Here is a 12,996-nt window from a genome sequence, read left to right on the forward strand (position 1 = left end):
CGTCCAATGGTCTGACTATCTCGATTGTATTTTTTAATTTGTTTTGACAAACGATTACGCGCTGGCTAGTATCGACCGAAATTTTCCGCCAATCAGCTGATTTTTAAGCACATTCCATCGACCAATGCAGCATCGATCCCTGACCCAGGCATGCGCGCGCACCCTCGCCGGGCTGTTCATCGGCGCCCTGTTCGCAGCAGCTCCCGGCGCGTTCGCCGACGAAGTCAGCAGTTTTAACCAGAATGTCACGAATTCGACTCAAATCGGGGCGAATTCCTCCCTCCAGCAGACCAGCGCCCAGCCGTCGAGCGGCGGCGCGAAGTCGTTCCTCGCCGGCATGGCCGGCAAGGCAGGCGACGTGGTCGTCGGCGCGCTGAACATGATCGGCGTGCGCTACCGCTGGGGCGGCAACTCGCCGGATTCCGGCCTCGACTGCAGCGGTTTCGTGCGCTACGTGTTCCAGGACACGCTCGGCATGTCGCTGCCGCGTCGCGCGGAAGAGATGAGCCGCGTCGGCGAGAAGGTCAGCATGAGCAACCTGAAGCCGGGCGACCTCGTGTTCTTCAACACGATGCGCCGTACGTTCTCGCACGTCGGCATCTACATTGGCGACAACAAGTTCGTGCATTCGCCGTCGACGGGCAGCACGGTTCGCGTCGACGATCTCGACAGCGGCTACTGGGAAAAGCGTTTCACCGGTGCGCGCCGGATCGAATCGGCATTCCCGATGAAGGCCGACGACCTGCGCCAGCGCGTGCGCGCGACGCTCGGCGACGACGCGGCGAACGGCAGCAACTGACGCCCGCCGGCGATCGGCCGGATCGAAAAACCCTGTCACCGAAAGGCGGCAGGGTTTTTTGCTTTGGGGCGCGCGGAAGTGGCGGGGATGCGGTGCTATCGTCGGCGCCGCCCCCCGCGATGCGTCCGCTTATGCCGCTACTGCCCCGCGGGCTGCGGCAAGCTTGCGCTGCAACTCGGGCATGATGCGCGCGACCGCTTCCTCGCCGGCGAGGATGGCCGCGTTGCGCTGGTTGAAGTCGCTGCCGCCCATCGCCGCGAGGTTCGGGCGGATCACGACGTCCGCGTATTTGTCGAGCTCGTAGGTCTTGATCGTCTGGCCCATGATCGTGAAAGTCTGCAGCAGCATCTCGATCGGGTTGGTGGTCGCCGCGCCGTCCGGTCGCGACGAGATGTCGACCGCGATCACGAAGTTCGCGCCCATCTTGCGCGCGAACGACGCGGGCACCGGGCTCACGAGGCCGCCGTCGACGTATTCGCGGTTGCCGATCTTCACGGGCTCGAACACCGACGGCACGCTGCACGACGCGCGCACTGCAAGCCCCGTATTGCCCTGCTGGAACAGGATCGGCTGGCCGTTCTGCAGGTCGGTCGCGACGACGCCGAGCGGCTTCGCCATCTTTTCGATCGGCCGGTTGTTGAGTGTCTTGTTCAGGAAGTTCTGCAGCGCGATGCCCTGCAGCAGCCCGCGCGAGCGGAACGGCAGCGCCCAGTCGCTGATCGCCGCCTGATCCATGTCGAGCGCGATCTTGTTGATCTGCAGTCCGCTCATCCCCGACGCGTACAGTGCTCCGACCACCGAGCCCGCGCTCGTGCCGGCGACGATCTCGACCGGGATGCCGCGCGCCTCCAGCGCCTTCAGCACGCCGATGTGCGAGAAGCCGCGGGCGGCGCCGCCGCCGAGCGCGATGCCGATCTTCACGGGCTTCTCGCGCGACTGCGCGGGATTCGCGGTGTTGTCGGGGCGGGACTTGTCGCCGAACGACGTGCAGGCGGCGAGGCTGGCGGATGCGCATGCGATCGTGAAGTGACGGCGCGACAGGCGAGGGGACGACATCGAGTGGTTCTCCGGCGGCTTGGCGGCGGGCCGGATGGCCCGCGGCGGCGATAGGTTCCGAGCGGCCGTGCGGCGGAAACCGGGCGGCCGGCGCGGCGCCGGCTGGCGGCCGCGGCGCGCACATCATAAAGCAAGCGGCGCGCTTGGCGCGAAGACCGGCGCGAGTATAATTCCGGCTTCTTTCCCGTTCCGGGCGCGGCCGGCCCCATTGCTGTCCGGGCTGTCGCCGTCGATCCCGCGTCGAATCATTCATGCGCCCCAGGCGTTCGAGTTACCGTTTATGACCCGTCCTGTCCGTACCCGCTTCGCGCCGAGTCCCACCGGCTTCATCCACCTCGGCAACATCCGCTCCGCGCTCTATCCGTGGGCGTTCGCGCGCAAGATGAAAGGCACGTTCGTGCTGCGTATCGAGGATACCGACGTCGAGCGCTCGTCGCAGGAAGCCGTCGACGCGATCCTCGAAGGGATGCAGTGGCTCGGCCTGGATTTCGACGAAGGCCCGATCTACCAGATGCAGCGGATGGACCGCTATCGCGCGGTGCTCGCGCAGATGCTCGAGCAGGGGCTCGCGTACCCGTGCTACATGTCGGCCGAGGAACTCGACGCGTTGCGCGAACGCCAGCGCGAGGCCGGCCTCAAGCCGCGCTATGACGGCACGTGGCGTCCGGAGCCGGGCAAGGTCCTGCCCGAGCCGCCGGCCGGTGTGAAGCCCGTGCTGCGGTTCCGCAACCCGTTGACCGGCACGGTCGTGTGGGACGACGCAGTGAAGGGCCGCGTCGAGATCTCGAACGAGGAACTCGACGACCTCGTGATCGCGCGTCCGGACGGCACGCCGATCTACAACTTCTGCGTGGTCGTGGACGACATGGACATGAACATCACGCACGTGATCCGTGGCGACGACCACGTGAACAACACGCCGCGCCAGATCAACATCCTGCGCGCGCTCGGCGGCGAGCCGCCCGTCTACGCGCACCTGCCGACCGTGCTGAACGAGCAGGGCGAGAAGATGAGCAAGCGGCATGGCGCGATGAGTGTGATGGCGTACCGCGACGCGGGCTTCCTGCCGGAGGCCGTCGTCAACTACCTCGCGCGTCTCGGCTGGTCGCACGGCGACGCCGAAATCTTCTCGCGCGAGCAGTTCGTCGAATGGTTCGACCTCGAGCATCTCGGCAAGTCGCCCGCGCAATACGATCACAGCAAGCTGAGCTGGCTGAACGCCCATTACATCAAGGAAGCGGACAACGCGCGCCTCGCCGCGCTGGCGAAACCGTTTCTCGACGCGCTCGGCATCGACGACGCGGCGATCGCGACGGGCCCGGCGCTCGACGCGGTGGTCGGCCTGATGAAGGACCGCGCGACGACGGTCAAGGAGATCGCCGAAGGCGCCGCGATGTTCTACCGCGTGCCGGCGCCGGACGCCGACGCGCTCGCGCAGCACGTGACCGACGCGGTGCGCCCGGCGCTGGCCGACCTCGTCGCCGCGCTGAAGGCGGCCGACTGGACGAAGGAAGCGGTGTCCGCCGCGTTGAAGGCGACGCTCGGCGCGCACAAGCTGAAGATGCCGCAGCTTGCGATGCCGGTGCGCCTGCTGGTGGCGGGCACGACGCATACGCCGTCGATCGATGCGGTGCTCGTGCTGTTCGGTCGCGACGTCGTGGTGTCGCGTATCGAGGGTGCGCTGGCCTGAGGTTGGGGCGGGGCGAAGCCGCCCGTGCGTGATGCCGCAGCGGCTTCGCAAAAAAATTCGCTCGAATCGCAAAAAGGGTATTTACAAGTTCAAATTCGGTCCATATAATCTCATTTCTGTTCTGCAAGGGGGTATAGCTCAGCTGGGAGAGCGCTTGCATGGCATGCAAGAGGTCAGCGGTTCGATCCCGCTTACCTCCACCATCAGAGCAGAATGGATCGATTTGCGAAGCAGTGGTGGTAGTAATAAATGCTTCACAAAATGATTTAAAGCAGTTAGAATTTCGGCCTTCGCTATTGATGATGAATGAATAGCGGAAGTCAGACAGATCTGAAAAGATTATGTCCCCTTCGTCTAGAGGCCTAGGACATCACCCTTTCACGGTGAGTACAGGGGTTCGAATCCCCTAGGGGACGCCAGATTCAGCGGCGTTTCGTAGTAGAAGTGTCGCGAGGCTTGCAGGAACGTAACCGACGTCCTGCAGGTAACGGTGCAGAAAGTTGGAGCGGTAGTTCAGTCGGTTAGAATACCGGCCTGTCACGCCGGGGGTCGCGGGTTCGAGTCCCGTCCGCTCCGCCAGAACGAAGCCCGTTCAAGACGTTTTTGAGCGGGCTTTTGTATTAAAGATGTAAGCAGTACGTTGTCCCCTTCGTCTAGAGGCCTAGGACATCACCCTTTCACGGTGAGTACAGGGGTTCGAATCCCCTAGGGGACGCCAGATTCAGCGGCGTTTCATAGTAGAAGTGTCGCAACGCTTGCAGGGCGTGAACGAGGTCCTGCGGGTGAGAGTGAAGAAAGCTGGAGCGGTAGTTCAGTTGGTTAGAATACCGGCCTGTCACGCCGGGGGTCGCGGGTTCGAGCCCCGTCCGCTCCGCCAGAACAAGGCCCGTTCAAATGAACGTTTTGAACGGGCTTTTGCATTAAAGATGTAAGCAGTACGTTGTCCCCTTCGTCTAGAGGCCTAGGACATCACCCTTTCACGGTGAGTACAGGGGTTCGAATCCCCTAGGGGACGCCAGATTTCGGCGTCGTTCGAACAAACGATGCGCCGGCAGGAAGTAACCGACGCCTGCCAGGCAAGAAGCAAGACTGGAGCGGTAGTTCAGTCGGTTAGAATACCGGCCTGTCACGCCGGGGGTCGCGGGTTCGAGTCCCGTCCGCTCCGCCAAAAAATGAAGAAGCCCGCCTCGTGCGGGCTTTTTCGTTTGCATTGCCGGTCCGCGTGTCGCTACGAGAAATTCGCGATTGCATCCGCCCGCGACTGCGCTATCTTTGCGGGATGCGTACTTGACCCCCGCGCGATGCTCGATCCGACCGACCTGCGATTGCTGTATCAGCTCCGGCCAGCGGAGCCTGGCGATTTTCCCTTTGCCGAGGCGCTCACGCACGGCAACATGGGCGGCTATTACAAGCGCCATGGGCTCGTCTGGCGCAGCGATCTGTTCTATGCGAGCTGGCGCGAATCCGAAAACTTCATCCTGGAAGCCGACGGCGAACGCATCGGCGTGCTGCGCGTGACCGAGGAGGGCGATTCGCTGCACATCCGCGACGTGCAGATCGCGGCGGGCCATCGCGGGCAGGGTGCAGGCACCTACCTGCTCGACATGTCGCATCGCTGGGCGCGCGCCCGCGGGCTGCACGAACTGCAGCTGCGCGTGTTCGTCGACAATCCGGCCGCGAAGCTCTACCAGCGCATGGGGTACCGCGTTACCGGGCCGAGGCTGGCACAGCTCGGATCGATCCGCCATATGGTGCGCGCGGTCTGAACGCGTAACGGCACAATGCCGCAGGCAACATGGCGACGTCAGCGTGCGGTGCCGATCGCGTCATCGTCGGGGATGTCGCTGGTGGCGATGTCGTCTTCCGCGCCGCGATGCTCGTAGCCTCGCAGCATGAATGCGCGTGGACTTTCGCCGAACGCGCGCCGGAACATCGCCGAAAACGCGCTCTGGCTCTGGTAGCCGAGTTCGCGCGCGATATGCGATAGCGGACGCCCCTGGTTCAACAGCGGAATCGCGCGCGCGAGCAGCGCCTGCTGCCGCCACTGTGAAAAACTCACGCCCAGTTCCTGCTTGAACAGCCGCGAAATCGTGCGCGTGCTGGCGCCGACCTCACTCGCCCAGTGTTCGAGCGATTCCGCGTGCGCGGGTTGTGCGAGCACCGACTCGCACAGCAAGCGCAGCCGCTTCTCGTCGGGCATCGGCACCGCGAGCGGCAGCGGTTCGGCGCGGCTCAATTCGTCGAGCACGAGCCCGCACAGCAGCCGTTCGCGCTCGCCGCTCAGGTCGCGCGCGTCGAGTGCGACGATCAGTTCGCGCAGCAAGCCCGTCACCTCGACGACCCGGCACGCGTCGAGCCCGTCCGGCACGACCGACTCGTCGATATACAGCGTGCGCAAGTACGCTTCCTCGACGATCACGACCTCGTGCGTGACGTGCGGCGGCACCCAGATCGCGCGGGAGGGCGGCACCATCCAGGTCGTTCCGGTCGTCGCGACGCGCAGCACGCCGCGCGACGCATACGCAAGCTGCGCCCACGCGTGCGTGTGCAGCGGGATCCGGCGGCCGGCACCCACCTGACGCGCCCGGACGCGCATCGGGTGGACGCGGGTCGGCGCGAACTCGGGCGGGATGTCGATGACGTCGTAGGGATTCGATGCGTCGGCTTGGGCAGGCGGATTCATGGGCGATTCGGTCGGCGCGGCGGCGATGCCGTTATTTTAGAAGGCGCCGCGCAGACGCATGCGGCGGTTTTTCGGCCGATAATGCACCGTTCAAATGAACTTTGTATGGGGCCACACGCGTTCCGGCCCACGCAGCCGGGTTCAGGACGAGCGCGCCGCGTCATGCCGAAAGAACCATCGGGCCGCCGGCGCGGTCTATCGATGCGGGCGCGTCCTCGTGAGAGCGGCGCCCCGGCGACGCCGGCGCCCGCGGCGCGGCCGCGACGGCCCGGCACGGCAACACCTGAATCAAAGAGGAGAACCACAATGCGCTACGTATTCGTCTACGGCACGTTGAGAGCGGGAGAAGCCAACGACATCGGCCATGCGGCCGCGCGGCACGGGATCGCCGCGCCGACGCTGCTCGGTGCGGCCGCGCTGCCGGGCGAACTGTACGATTTCGGCACGTATCCGGGCATGGTCGCCGGGCCGGCCGGCCAGTCGCTCGTATGGGGCGACGTCTACGAGATCGACGAACAACTGGTGCCCGTGCTCGACGAGATCGAGCGCGTCTATCCGGGCGTCGACACGTTGTTCCGGCAGGAGCCGGTGACCGTCGAGCTCGGCGGCCGTACGTATGCGTGCGTCTACTATCCGGTCGCGGCGTATGCGGCGGCCGACCGTCCGCGCATTGTGTCGGGCGACTGGGTTCAGCACCGGCGCGAGCGGGAAGCCGCCTGAGCGTCCGCGCGGCGAACGGCTGCACGGCAAAAAGAAAAAGCGCCCCGCGGGGCGCTTTTTTCATGCCGCCGTGTTGCGTGTCGCGTGACCGGCGGGCCGGACGGGTGCGAGCTGGTCGACCCGGTCCGCGTCGTCAGATTTCCTCGTACAGCGGCAGCGTCAGGAATTCGGTGAAGCCTTCCGACGTCGACATCTGTTCGAAGATCGCCGCGGCACGCTCGTACGGCTGCGTGTTGCCGCCGACCGAACGCTTCACGTTCTCAAGCTCGACCTTCGCGAATTCGCGTACGAGCTCGGCGGTGACCTTGCGGCCGTCGTCGAGCACGCCCTTCGGCGAGCGGATCCACTGCCACACCTGCGAGCGGGAAATCTCGGCGGTCGCCGCGTCTTCCATCAGGTTGTGGATCGGCACGCAGCCGTTGCCGTCGAGCCAGGCGCCGAGATAATGGATGCCGACGTTGATGTTGTTGCGCAGGCCGGCTTCGGTGATCGGCGCTTCGGGCTGGAAGTCGAGCAGGTTCTTCCCTTCGATCTGGACGTCGTCGCGCTGCTTCGCGATCTGGTTCGGCTTGTCGCCGAGCACCTTGACGAATTCTTCCATCGCGATCGGCACGAGGCCCGGGTGCGCGACCCAGCCGCCGTCGTAGCCGTCGGTCGCGTCGCGCTGCTTGTCCGACCGCACGCCGCCCATCGCCTTGTCGTTCGCTTCCGGATCGTTCTTGATCGGAATCAGCGCGCTCATCCCGCCGATCGCCGGCGCGTTGCGCTTGTGGCAGGTCTTCAGCAGCAGCAGCGCGTATGCGCGCATGAACGGCACCGTCATCGTGATCTTCGAGCGGTCGGCCAGGCAGAAGTCGCGGTCGTTCTTGAACTTCTTGATCGCCGAGAAGATGTAGTCCCAGCGGCCGGCGTTCAGGCCCGAGCTGTGTTCGCGCAGTTCGTACAGGATCTCGTCCATCTCGAACGCCGCGAGGATCGTCTCGATCAGCACCGTCGCGCGGATCGTGCCGCGCGGCACGCCGACTGCCTCCTGTGCGGCGACGAAGATGTCGTTCCACAGGCGCGCCTCGAGATGGCTTTCCATCTTCGGCAGGTAGAAGTACGGTCCCGAGCCGCGCGCGATCAGTTCCTTCGCGTTGTGGAACAGGAACAGCGCGAAATCGAAGATGCCGCCGGACACGCGCTGGCCGTCGACCGTCACGTGCTTCTCGTCGAGGTGCCAGCCGCGCGGACGCACGATCAGCGTCGCGACCTTGTCGTTCAGCCGGTACGACTTGCCGTTCTGCTCGAGCGAAATCGTGCGGCGCACGGCGTCCTTCAGGTTGATCTGGCCGTCGATCTGGTTCGTCCAGTTCGGCGCGTTCGAATCCTCGAAGTCCGTCATGTACGAATCGGCGCCGGAGTTCAGCGCGTTGATGATCATCTTGCGCTCGACGGGGCCGGTGATCTCGACGCGGCGGCATTGCAGGTCGGCCGGCAGCGGCGCGACCTTCCAGTCGCCTTCGCGGATCGCCTTCGTATCGGCCAGGAAATCGGGGCGTTCGCCGGCGTCGAGGCGCTTGGTGCGCTCGACGCGGGCCTGCAGCAGTGCCTGGCGGCGCGGCTCGAACGCGCGGTGCAGCGCCGCGACGAGTGCGAGCGCTTCAGGCGTCAGGATCGCTTCGTAACCCGGCTTGATTTCGCCGGTGATCGCCATGCCTTGCGGCAGCGTGATCGGGGTGCTCATGAGTCTCATCTCCTTGGTCGGTCAGTTGCGGTTTCGGTGAAGGGGGAAGACGGCAGCGCTGCGAACGTCATGCGCCCGGGCCGGGGCGCGCGCGGTTCGCGGGTCTGCCGGACGGAGCCGGGGTGGCGAGGAATGCGAGCAGGTCGGCCATGCCGCTGCCGGTGCCGTCGGGCGGCGCGCCGAGTTCCTCGGCGGGCGCGCCCGTGCGGTTGAGCCAGAACGTCGTGTAGCCGAACCAGGTGGCGCCCGCGACGTCCCAGGCGTTCGACGACACGAACACGATGTCGCGCGGATTCGCGCCGAACGCGGCGGTGCCGAGCGCGTACGCGACCGGGCTCGGCTTGTACGCGCGTACCGCGTCGGCCGACAGCACACGATCGAACAGGCCGGTCATGCCGGCGCTCTTGATCGCGATGTCGAGCATTTCCGGGTTGCCGTTCGACAGGATCGCGAGCGGCGGGCGCGGTTCGAGCGCGCGCAGCTTGCGCAGCGCGGGCACCGTGTCGGGATAGGTGGACAGGCACGCGTATTCGTCCATCAGCCGCTTTTCGGCCGCGCTGTTGAGCGCGAGGCCGAGCAGGCGCGCGGCGAACCGCAGCGCGTCCAGCGTGATGTCGCGGAACGGCAGATAGCGGGCGCCGGACGGATCGGCGAGCGTGCGCAACTGCGAGTATTCGATTTGCTTGCGTCGCCACAGCTGCGACAACCGCTCCCCGTGACCGGGAAACATCTGCTCTGCCGCGGCCACGACCGCATGCACGTCGAACAACGTGCCGAATGCGTCGAAGAGGATTGCGTCGGGAGAGGAGAGTGTCGTTGTGGCCGACATAGCCTTGCGCTCCAGTTTCAGAGGTCGGGTCGATTCTATTCGTGATAACAGGTGCTAAAAAAGACGCTAATCATCACTTGATCTTTTACTTTCATATACATAATCTTGACCGCTCAAGCTATTTGGAGGGCGGGAGCGCCGCCCTGGCGAGTCATGGACCGGTTCAAACAGATCGAAACGTTCGCCGCGGTCGCGGGGAAGGGCAGCCTGTCGGCGGCCGCGCACGCGGAAGGCGTCGCGCCGGCGATCATCGGCCGCCGCCTCGACGCGCTCGAGGAGCGGCTCGGCGTCAAGCTGCTGGTGCGCACGACGCGCAAGCTCACGCTGACCTTCGAGGGTTCGGCCTTCCTCGAGGATTGCCAGCGGATCATCAACGACATGCAGAACGCGGAGGCGAGCGTGTCCGCCGGTGGCGTGAAGGCGAGCGGCCACCTGCGCATTTCCGCGCCGGCCGGCTTCGGCCGGCGCCACGTCGCGCCGCTCGTGCCCGAATTCAGCGGCGCGCATCCGGACGTGTCGGTCACGCTCGACCTGTCCGACCGGATGGTCGATCTCGTCAACGAAGGGTTCGATTGCGCGGTGCGGCTCGGCGAGCTGCCCGATTCGTCGCTGGTCTCGCTGAAGCTCGGCGAGAACCGGCGCGTGTGCGTCGCGTCTCCCGCGTATCTCGCGCGGCGCGGCACGCCGGCCACGCTCGCCGAACTCGCGCGCCACAACTGCCTCGCGCTTGCCGCGAACGCGAACCAGCAGCGCGGCTGGGCGTTCCAGGAGGACGACAAGGTCGTGTCGATTCGCGTAAACGGCACGATGGAATGCTCGGACGGCGCGGTGCTGCACGAGTGGTGCCTCGCCGGGTACGGCCTGGCATGGCGCTCGTGGTGGGAAGTCGGCGACGACATCGCAGCCGGGCGCCTCGTCAGCGTGCTCGATGCGTTCGCGGCGCCGCCGATCGGCATCCACGCGGTATTTCCGCAGCGCCGCCACCTGCCGCTGCGCGTGCGCCTGTTTCTCGATTACCTGAAACATACGTACGAGCGGCCCGGGTATTGGGGCGAGTAGGGCGCGCCCGCCCGCGCGTTTCCGATATGAGGGCGAACCCGCTGCCGGCGCCGGTCGCCCGGTTTCGCGCACTACAATCGAAACTGGCATGCGCGACGCGCCGGGGTCGGCCCGCATGGGGTCGCGGCGCGCGCGGTGCGTCTGACGCAGGAGGGCGCGATGTTCCGGCACATCCTCGTTCCAACCGACGGTTCCGAGCTGTCGCAGAAGGCGATCGACGGCGCGATCGACCTGGCGCGCGCGGTCGGCGCGCAGGTCACGGCGTATGCGTGCCTGCCGCAGTATCCATACTCGCCGTTTTCCGAAGTGATCATCGAACCGCCCGCCGATTTCCGGGCGCGGAGCGAGCGCGAGGCGCGCGCGCACCTGGACGACGTGCAGGCGGCCGCGAAGGCGGCCGGCGTCGTCTGCGACAGCTGGACCAGCGTGCATCCGTCGCCGTACCTCGGCATCATCGAGGCAGCCGAACGCGGTGGCTGCGACGTGATCTTCATGGCGTCGCACGGACGCCGCGGGCTCGGCAGTCTGCTGATCGGCAGCGAAACGCAGCGCGTGCTGACCCATACGAAAATTCCGGTGATCGTCTATCGGTAGCCGCGGCGCCGTGTAGGGCCGCGCGGGCGGCGGCACGGCAGCGCCGCTGAAAAAAGGCGCGCCGGACGAAGCCGGCGCGCGTCGTTGCTGGCGGCCGCAGGCCGCGCGGCGGGTCGCACGGGTCACCGCGCGCCAGCCGTCTCCTCCCTGATTGTTGTCCCATGCCGCCGATGCCGCGCCGTCGCAGGACGGGCGGGCATCGGCGTGACGCTTGCTTTCACGTGTTATGCGACCTTCTTGCCGTCGAAGAACTGTTCGTCTTCGGTCGAGCCGTGCAGCGCGGTCGTCGAGGCTTCGCGCTCGACCGTCTGCGTGACCGCGTCGAAGTAGCCGGTGCCGACTTCGCGCTGATGCTTGACGGCCGTGAAGCCCTTGTCCGCCGCCGCGAATTCGGCCTGTTGCAGTTCGACGAACGCGCTCATCTGCGTGCGGGCATAGCCGTGCGCGAGGTTGAACATCGAGTAGTTCAGCGCATGGAAGCCGGCCAGCGTGATGAACTGGAACTTGTAGCCCATCGCGCCGAGCTCCTTCTGGAACTTCGCGATCGTCGCATCGTCGAGGTTCTTCTTCCAGTTGAACGACGGCGAACAGTTGTACGACAGCATCTTGCCCGGGAACTGCTTGTGGATCGCTTCCGCGAATTTCTTCGCGTACTCGAGATCCGGCTTGCCCGTTTCGCACCAGACGAGATCGGCGTACGGCGCATAGGCGAGGCCGCGCGAGATCGCCTGCCCAATGCCCGGCTTCGTCCGGAAGAAGCCTTCGACCGTGCGCTCGCCCGTCAGGAACGGCTTGTCGTTGTCGTCGATGTCGGATGTGATCAGGTCCGCCGCTTCGGCGTCGGTCCGCGCGACCAGCACGGTCGGCGTGCCCATCACGTCGGCCGCCAGACGCGCCGCCGACAGTTTCGCGACCGCTTCGCGCGTCGGCACGAGCACCTTGCCGCCCATGTGGCCGCACTTCTTCACCGACGCGAGCTGGTCCTCGAAGTGGACGCCCGATGCGCCTGCCTCGATCATCGCCTTCATCAGTTCGAACGCGTTCAGCACGCCGCCGAAGCCGGCTTCCGCATCGGCAACGATCGGCGCGAAGAAGTCGACGTAGCCTTCGTCGCCCGGGTTCTTGCCTTCGGACCACTGGATCTGGTCGGCACGCGTGAGCGTGTTGTTGATGCGCTTGACGACGAGCGGCACCGAGTTCGCCGGGTACAGCGACTGGTCCGGGTACATTTCGCCCGCCACGTTCGCGTCGCCGGCCACCTGCCAGCCGGACAGGTAGATTGCCTTGAGGCCGGCCTTCACCTGCTGCATCGCCTGATTGCCGGTCAGCGCGCCGAGTGCGTTGACGAACGGCTCTTCGTTGATGAGGCTCCACAGCTTTTCCGCGCCGCGCTTGGCTAGCGTGTGCTCGACGACGATCGAGCCGCGCAGGCGAACCACGTCCTCAGCCGTGTAGCTGCGCTTGGTACCCTTCCAGCGTGGATCGGTTTCCCATTGCTTTTGCAGTTCCTGTGCCTGTTGCTGTCGCGACATGATGAGCTCCTTGATGCGATGTGTTGCCAGATCGGTCGAATCGGATGGTACTGATGCCGTTCTCGAAACGGGGGCAGGGTGTGCGCCGTTTTCGGGAAGTCTTGTATAAGAGTTTAGGCAAACCAATCGGAGCAAAACAGGGGCTGGCTCAGGAAGTTTTAAACTTTTTAATTGTTATTAATCAATGTGTTGCACATTCTATTTCGCAATGGGAAACGATTTTTCCCATCTCGCAATTGTAAGGTTGTGCCGCGCAGCATGATTTTTTACGACTCAAAAAAATTTTCCGTATCGTGAAATCTGGCGCG

General features: G+C 65.3%; 11 protein-coding genes and 7 tRNA genes. 13 read left to right on the plus strand and 5 right to left on the minus strand.

Annotation, left to right across the window (positions count from 1 at the left end; all coding sequences use genetic code 11):
• Positions 1-124: 124 nt before the first annotated feature.
• On the plus strand, positions 125-799 hold the full coding sequence (locus tag HWX25_RS27820) for a C40 family peptidase (protein WP_059535746.1): 675 nt from the start codon (positions 125-127) through the stop codon (positions 797-799).
• Positions 800-928: 129 nt separating this feature from the next.
• Here HWX25_RS27820 and HWX25_RS27825 read toward each other — a convergent pair whose 3' ends face one another.
• Complete coding sequence (locus HWX25_RS27825; RefSeq protein ID WP_175911653.1) at positions 929-1,855, minus strand: patatin-like phospholipase family protein; 927 nt, start codon at positions 1,853-1,855, stop codon at positions 929-931.
• 280 nt (positions 1,856-2,135) lie between these two features.
• Here HWX25_RS27825 and gltX point away from each other — a divergent pair, with 280 nt between their 5' ends.
• The 9 genes from gltX (at position 2,136) to HWX25_RS27870 (ending at position 5,311) form a co-directional block, all read left to right on the plus strand.
• On the plus strand, positions 2,136-3,545 hold the full coding sequence (gene gltX / locus HWX25_RS27830; protein ID WP_059702199.1) for a glutamate--tRNA ligase: 1,410 nt from the start codon (positions 2,136-2,138) through the stop codon (positions 3,543-3,545).
• 127 nt (positions 3,546-3,672) lie between these two features.
• Positions 3,673-3,748 (plus strand) — tRNA-Ala (locus HWX25_RS27835).
• A 140-nt stretch (positions 3,749-3,888) separates the two neighbouring features.
• Positions 3,889-3,964: transfer RNA gene (locus HWX25_RS27840), tRNA-Glu, on the plus strand.
• 83 nt (positions 3,965-4,047) lie between these two features.
• A tRNA-Asp gene (locus HWX25_RS27845) sits at positions 4,048-4,124 on the plus strand.
• A 63-nt stretch (positions 4,125-4,187) separates the two neighbouring features.
• Positions 4,188-4,263 (plus strand) — tRNA-Glu (locus tag HWX25_RS27850).
• A gap of 82 nt (positions 4,264-4,345) precedes the next feature.
• Positions 4,346-4,422, plus strand: a tRNA-Asp gene (locus HWX25_RS27855).
• A gap of 65 nt (positions 4,423-4,487) precedes the next feature.
• A tRNA-Glu gene (locus tag HWX25_RS27860) sits at positions 4,488-4,563 on the plus strand.
• 73 nt (positions 4,564-4,636) lie between these two features.
• A tRNA-Asp gene (locus tag HWX25_RS27865) sits at positions 4,637-4,713 on the plus strand.
• A 4-nt stretch (positions 4,714-4,717) separates the two neighbouring features.
• Entirely contained in the window at positions 4,718-5,311 is a 594-nt protein-coding gene (locus tag HWX25_RS27870) for a GNAT family N-acetyltransferase (RefSeq protein WP_082750610.1), read from the plus strand.
• Between the two features lie 38 nt (positions 5,312-5,349).
• On the opposite strand, the gene HWX25_RS27875 is transcribed toward HWX25_RS27870, so the two are convergent.
• On the minus strand, positions 5,350-6,228 hold the full coding sequence (locus HWX25_RS27875; protein WP_175911655.1) for a helix-turn-helix transcriptional regulator: 879 nt from the start codon (positions 6,226-6,228) through the stop codon (positions 5,350-5,352).
• A 306-nt stretch (positions 6,229-6,534) separates the two neighbouring features.
• On the opposite strand from HWX25_RS27875, the gene HWX25_RS27880 reads away from it, so the two are divergent.
• Positions 6,535-6,948 (plus strand): gamma-glutamylcyclotransferase family protein, encoded by a 414-nt coding sequence (locus tag HWX25_RS27880; protein ID WP_175911657.1) that lies wholly within the window; start codon positions 6,535-6,537, stop codon positions 6,946-6,948.
• 133 nt (positions 6,949-7,081) lie between these two features.
• On the opposite strand, the gene aceB is transcribed toward HWX25_RS27880, so the two are convergent.
• Together aceB and HWX25_RS27890 are read right to left on the minus strand one after the other, a co-directional pair.
• Positions 7,082-8,674: a malate synthase A gene (aceB, locus tag HWX25_RS27885; RefSeq protein ID WP_059701622.1), complete on the minus strand. Its 1,593-nt coding sequence runs from the start codon at positions 8,672-8,674 to the stop codon at positions 7,082-7,084.
• A 67-nt stretch (positions 8,675-8,741) separates the two neighbouring features.
• Positions 8,742-9,503 carry a haloacid dehalogenase type II gene (locus tag HWX25_RS27890; RefSeq protein WP_175911658.1) on the minus strand — a complete coding sequence of 254 codons (762 nt, stop codon included), beginning with the start codon at positions 9,501-9,503 and terminating at the stop codon, positions 8,742-8,744.
• 153 nt (positions 9,504-9,656) lie between these two features.
• Between HWX25_RS27890 and HWX25_RS27895 the strand changes: the two genes are divergently transcribed.
• Both HWX25_RS27895 and HWX25_RS27900 read left to right on the plus strand, forming a co-directional pair.
• Complete coding sequence (locus HWX25_RS27895; RefSeq protein WP_175911659.1) at positions 9,657-10,562, plus strand: LysR family transcriptional regulator; 906 nt, start codon at positions 9,657-9,659, stop codon at positions 10,560-10,562.
• A 159-nt stretch (positions 10,563-10,721) separates the two neighbouring features.
• Positions 10,722-11,156: a universal stress protein gene (locus HWX25_RS27900; protein WP_057929788.1), complete on the plus strand. Its 435-nt coding sequence runs from the start codon at positions 10,722-10,724 to the stop codon at positions 11,154-11,156.
• A gap of 224 nt (positions 11,157-11,380) precedes the next feature.
• Here the strand turns inward: HWX25_RS27900 and aceA are convergent, their stop codons facing one another.
• A complete protein-coding gene (gene aceA / locus HWX25_RS27905; protein ID WP_175911660.1) occupies positions 11,381-12,688 on the minus strand; it encodes an isocitrate lyase in 1,308 nt (435 codons plus the stop codon).
• Between the last annotated feature and the right edge of the window lie 308 nt (positions 12,689-12,996).

The organism is Burkholderia sp. BCC1640, from assembly GCF_902833125.1.
Taxonomy (GTDB): Bacteria; Pseudomonadota; Gammaproteobacteria; order Burkholderiales; family Burkholderiaceae; genus Burkholderia; species Burkholderia diffusa.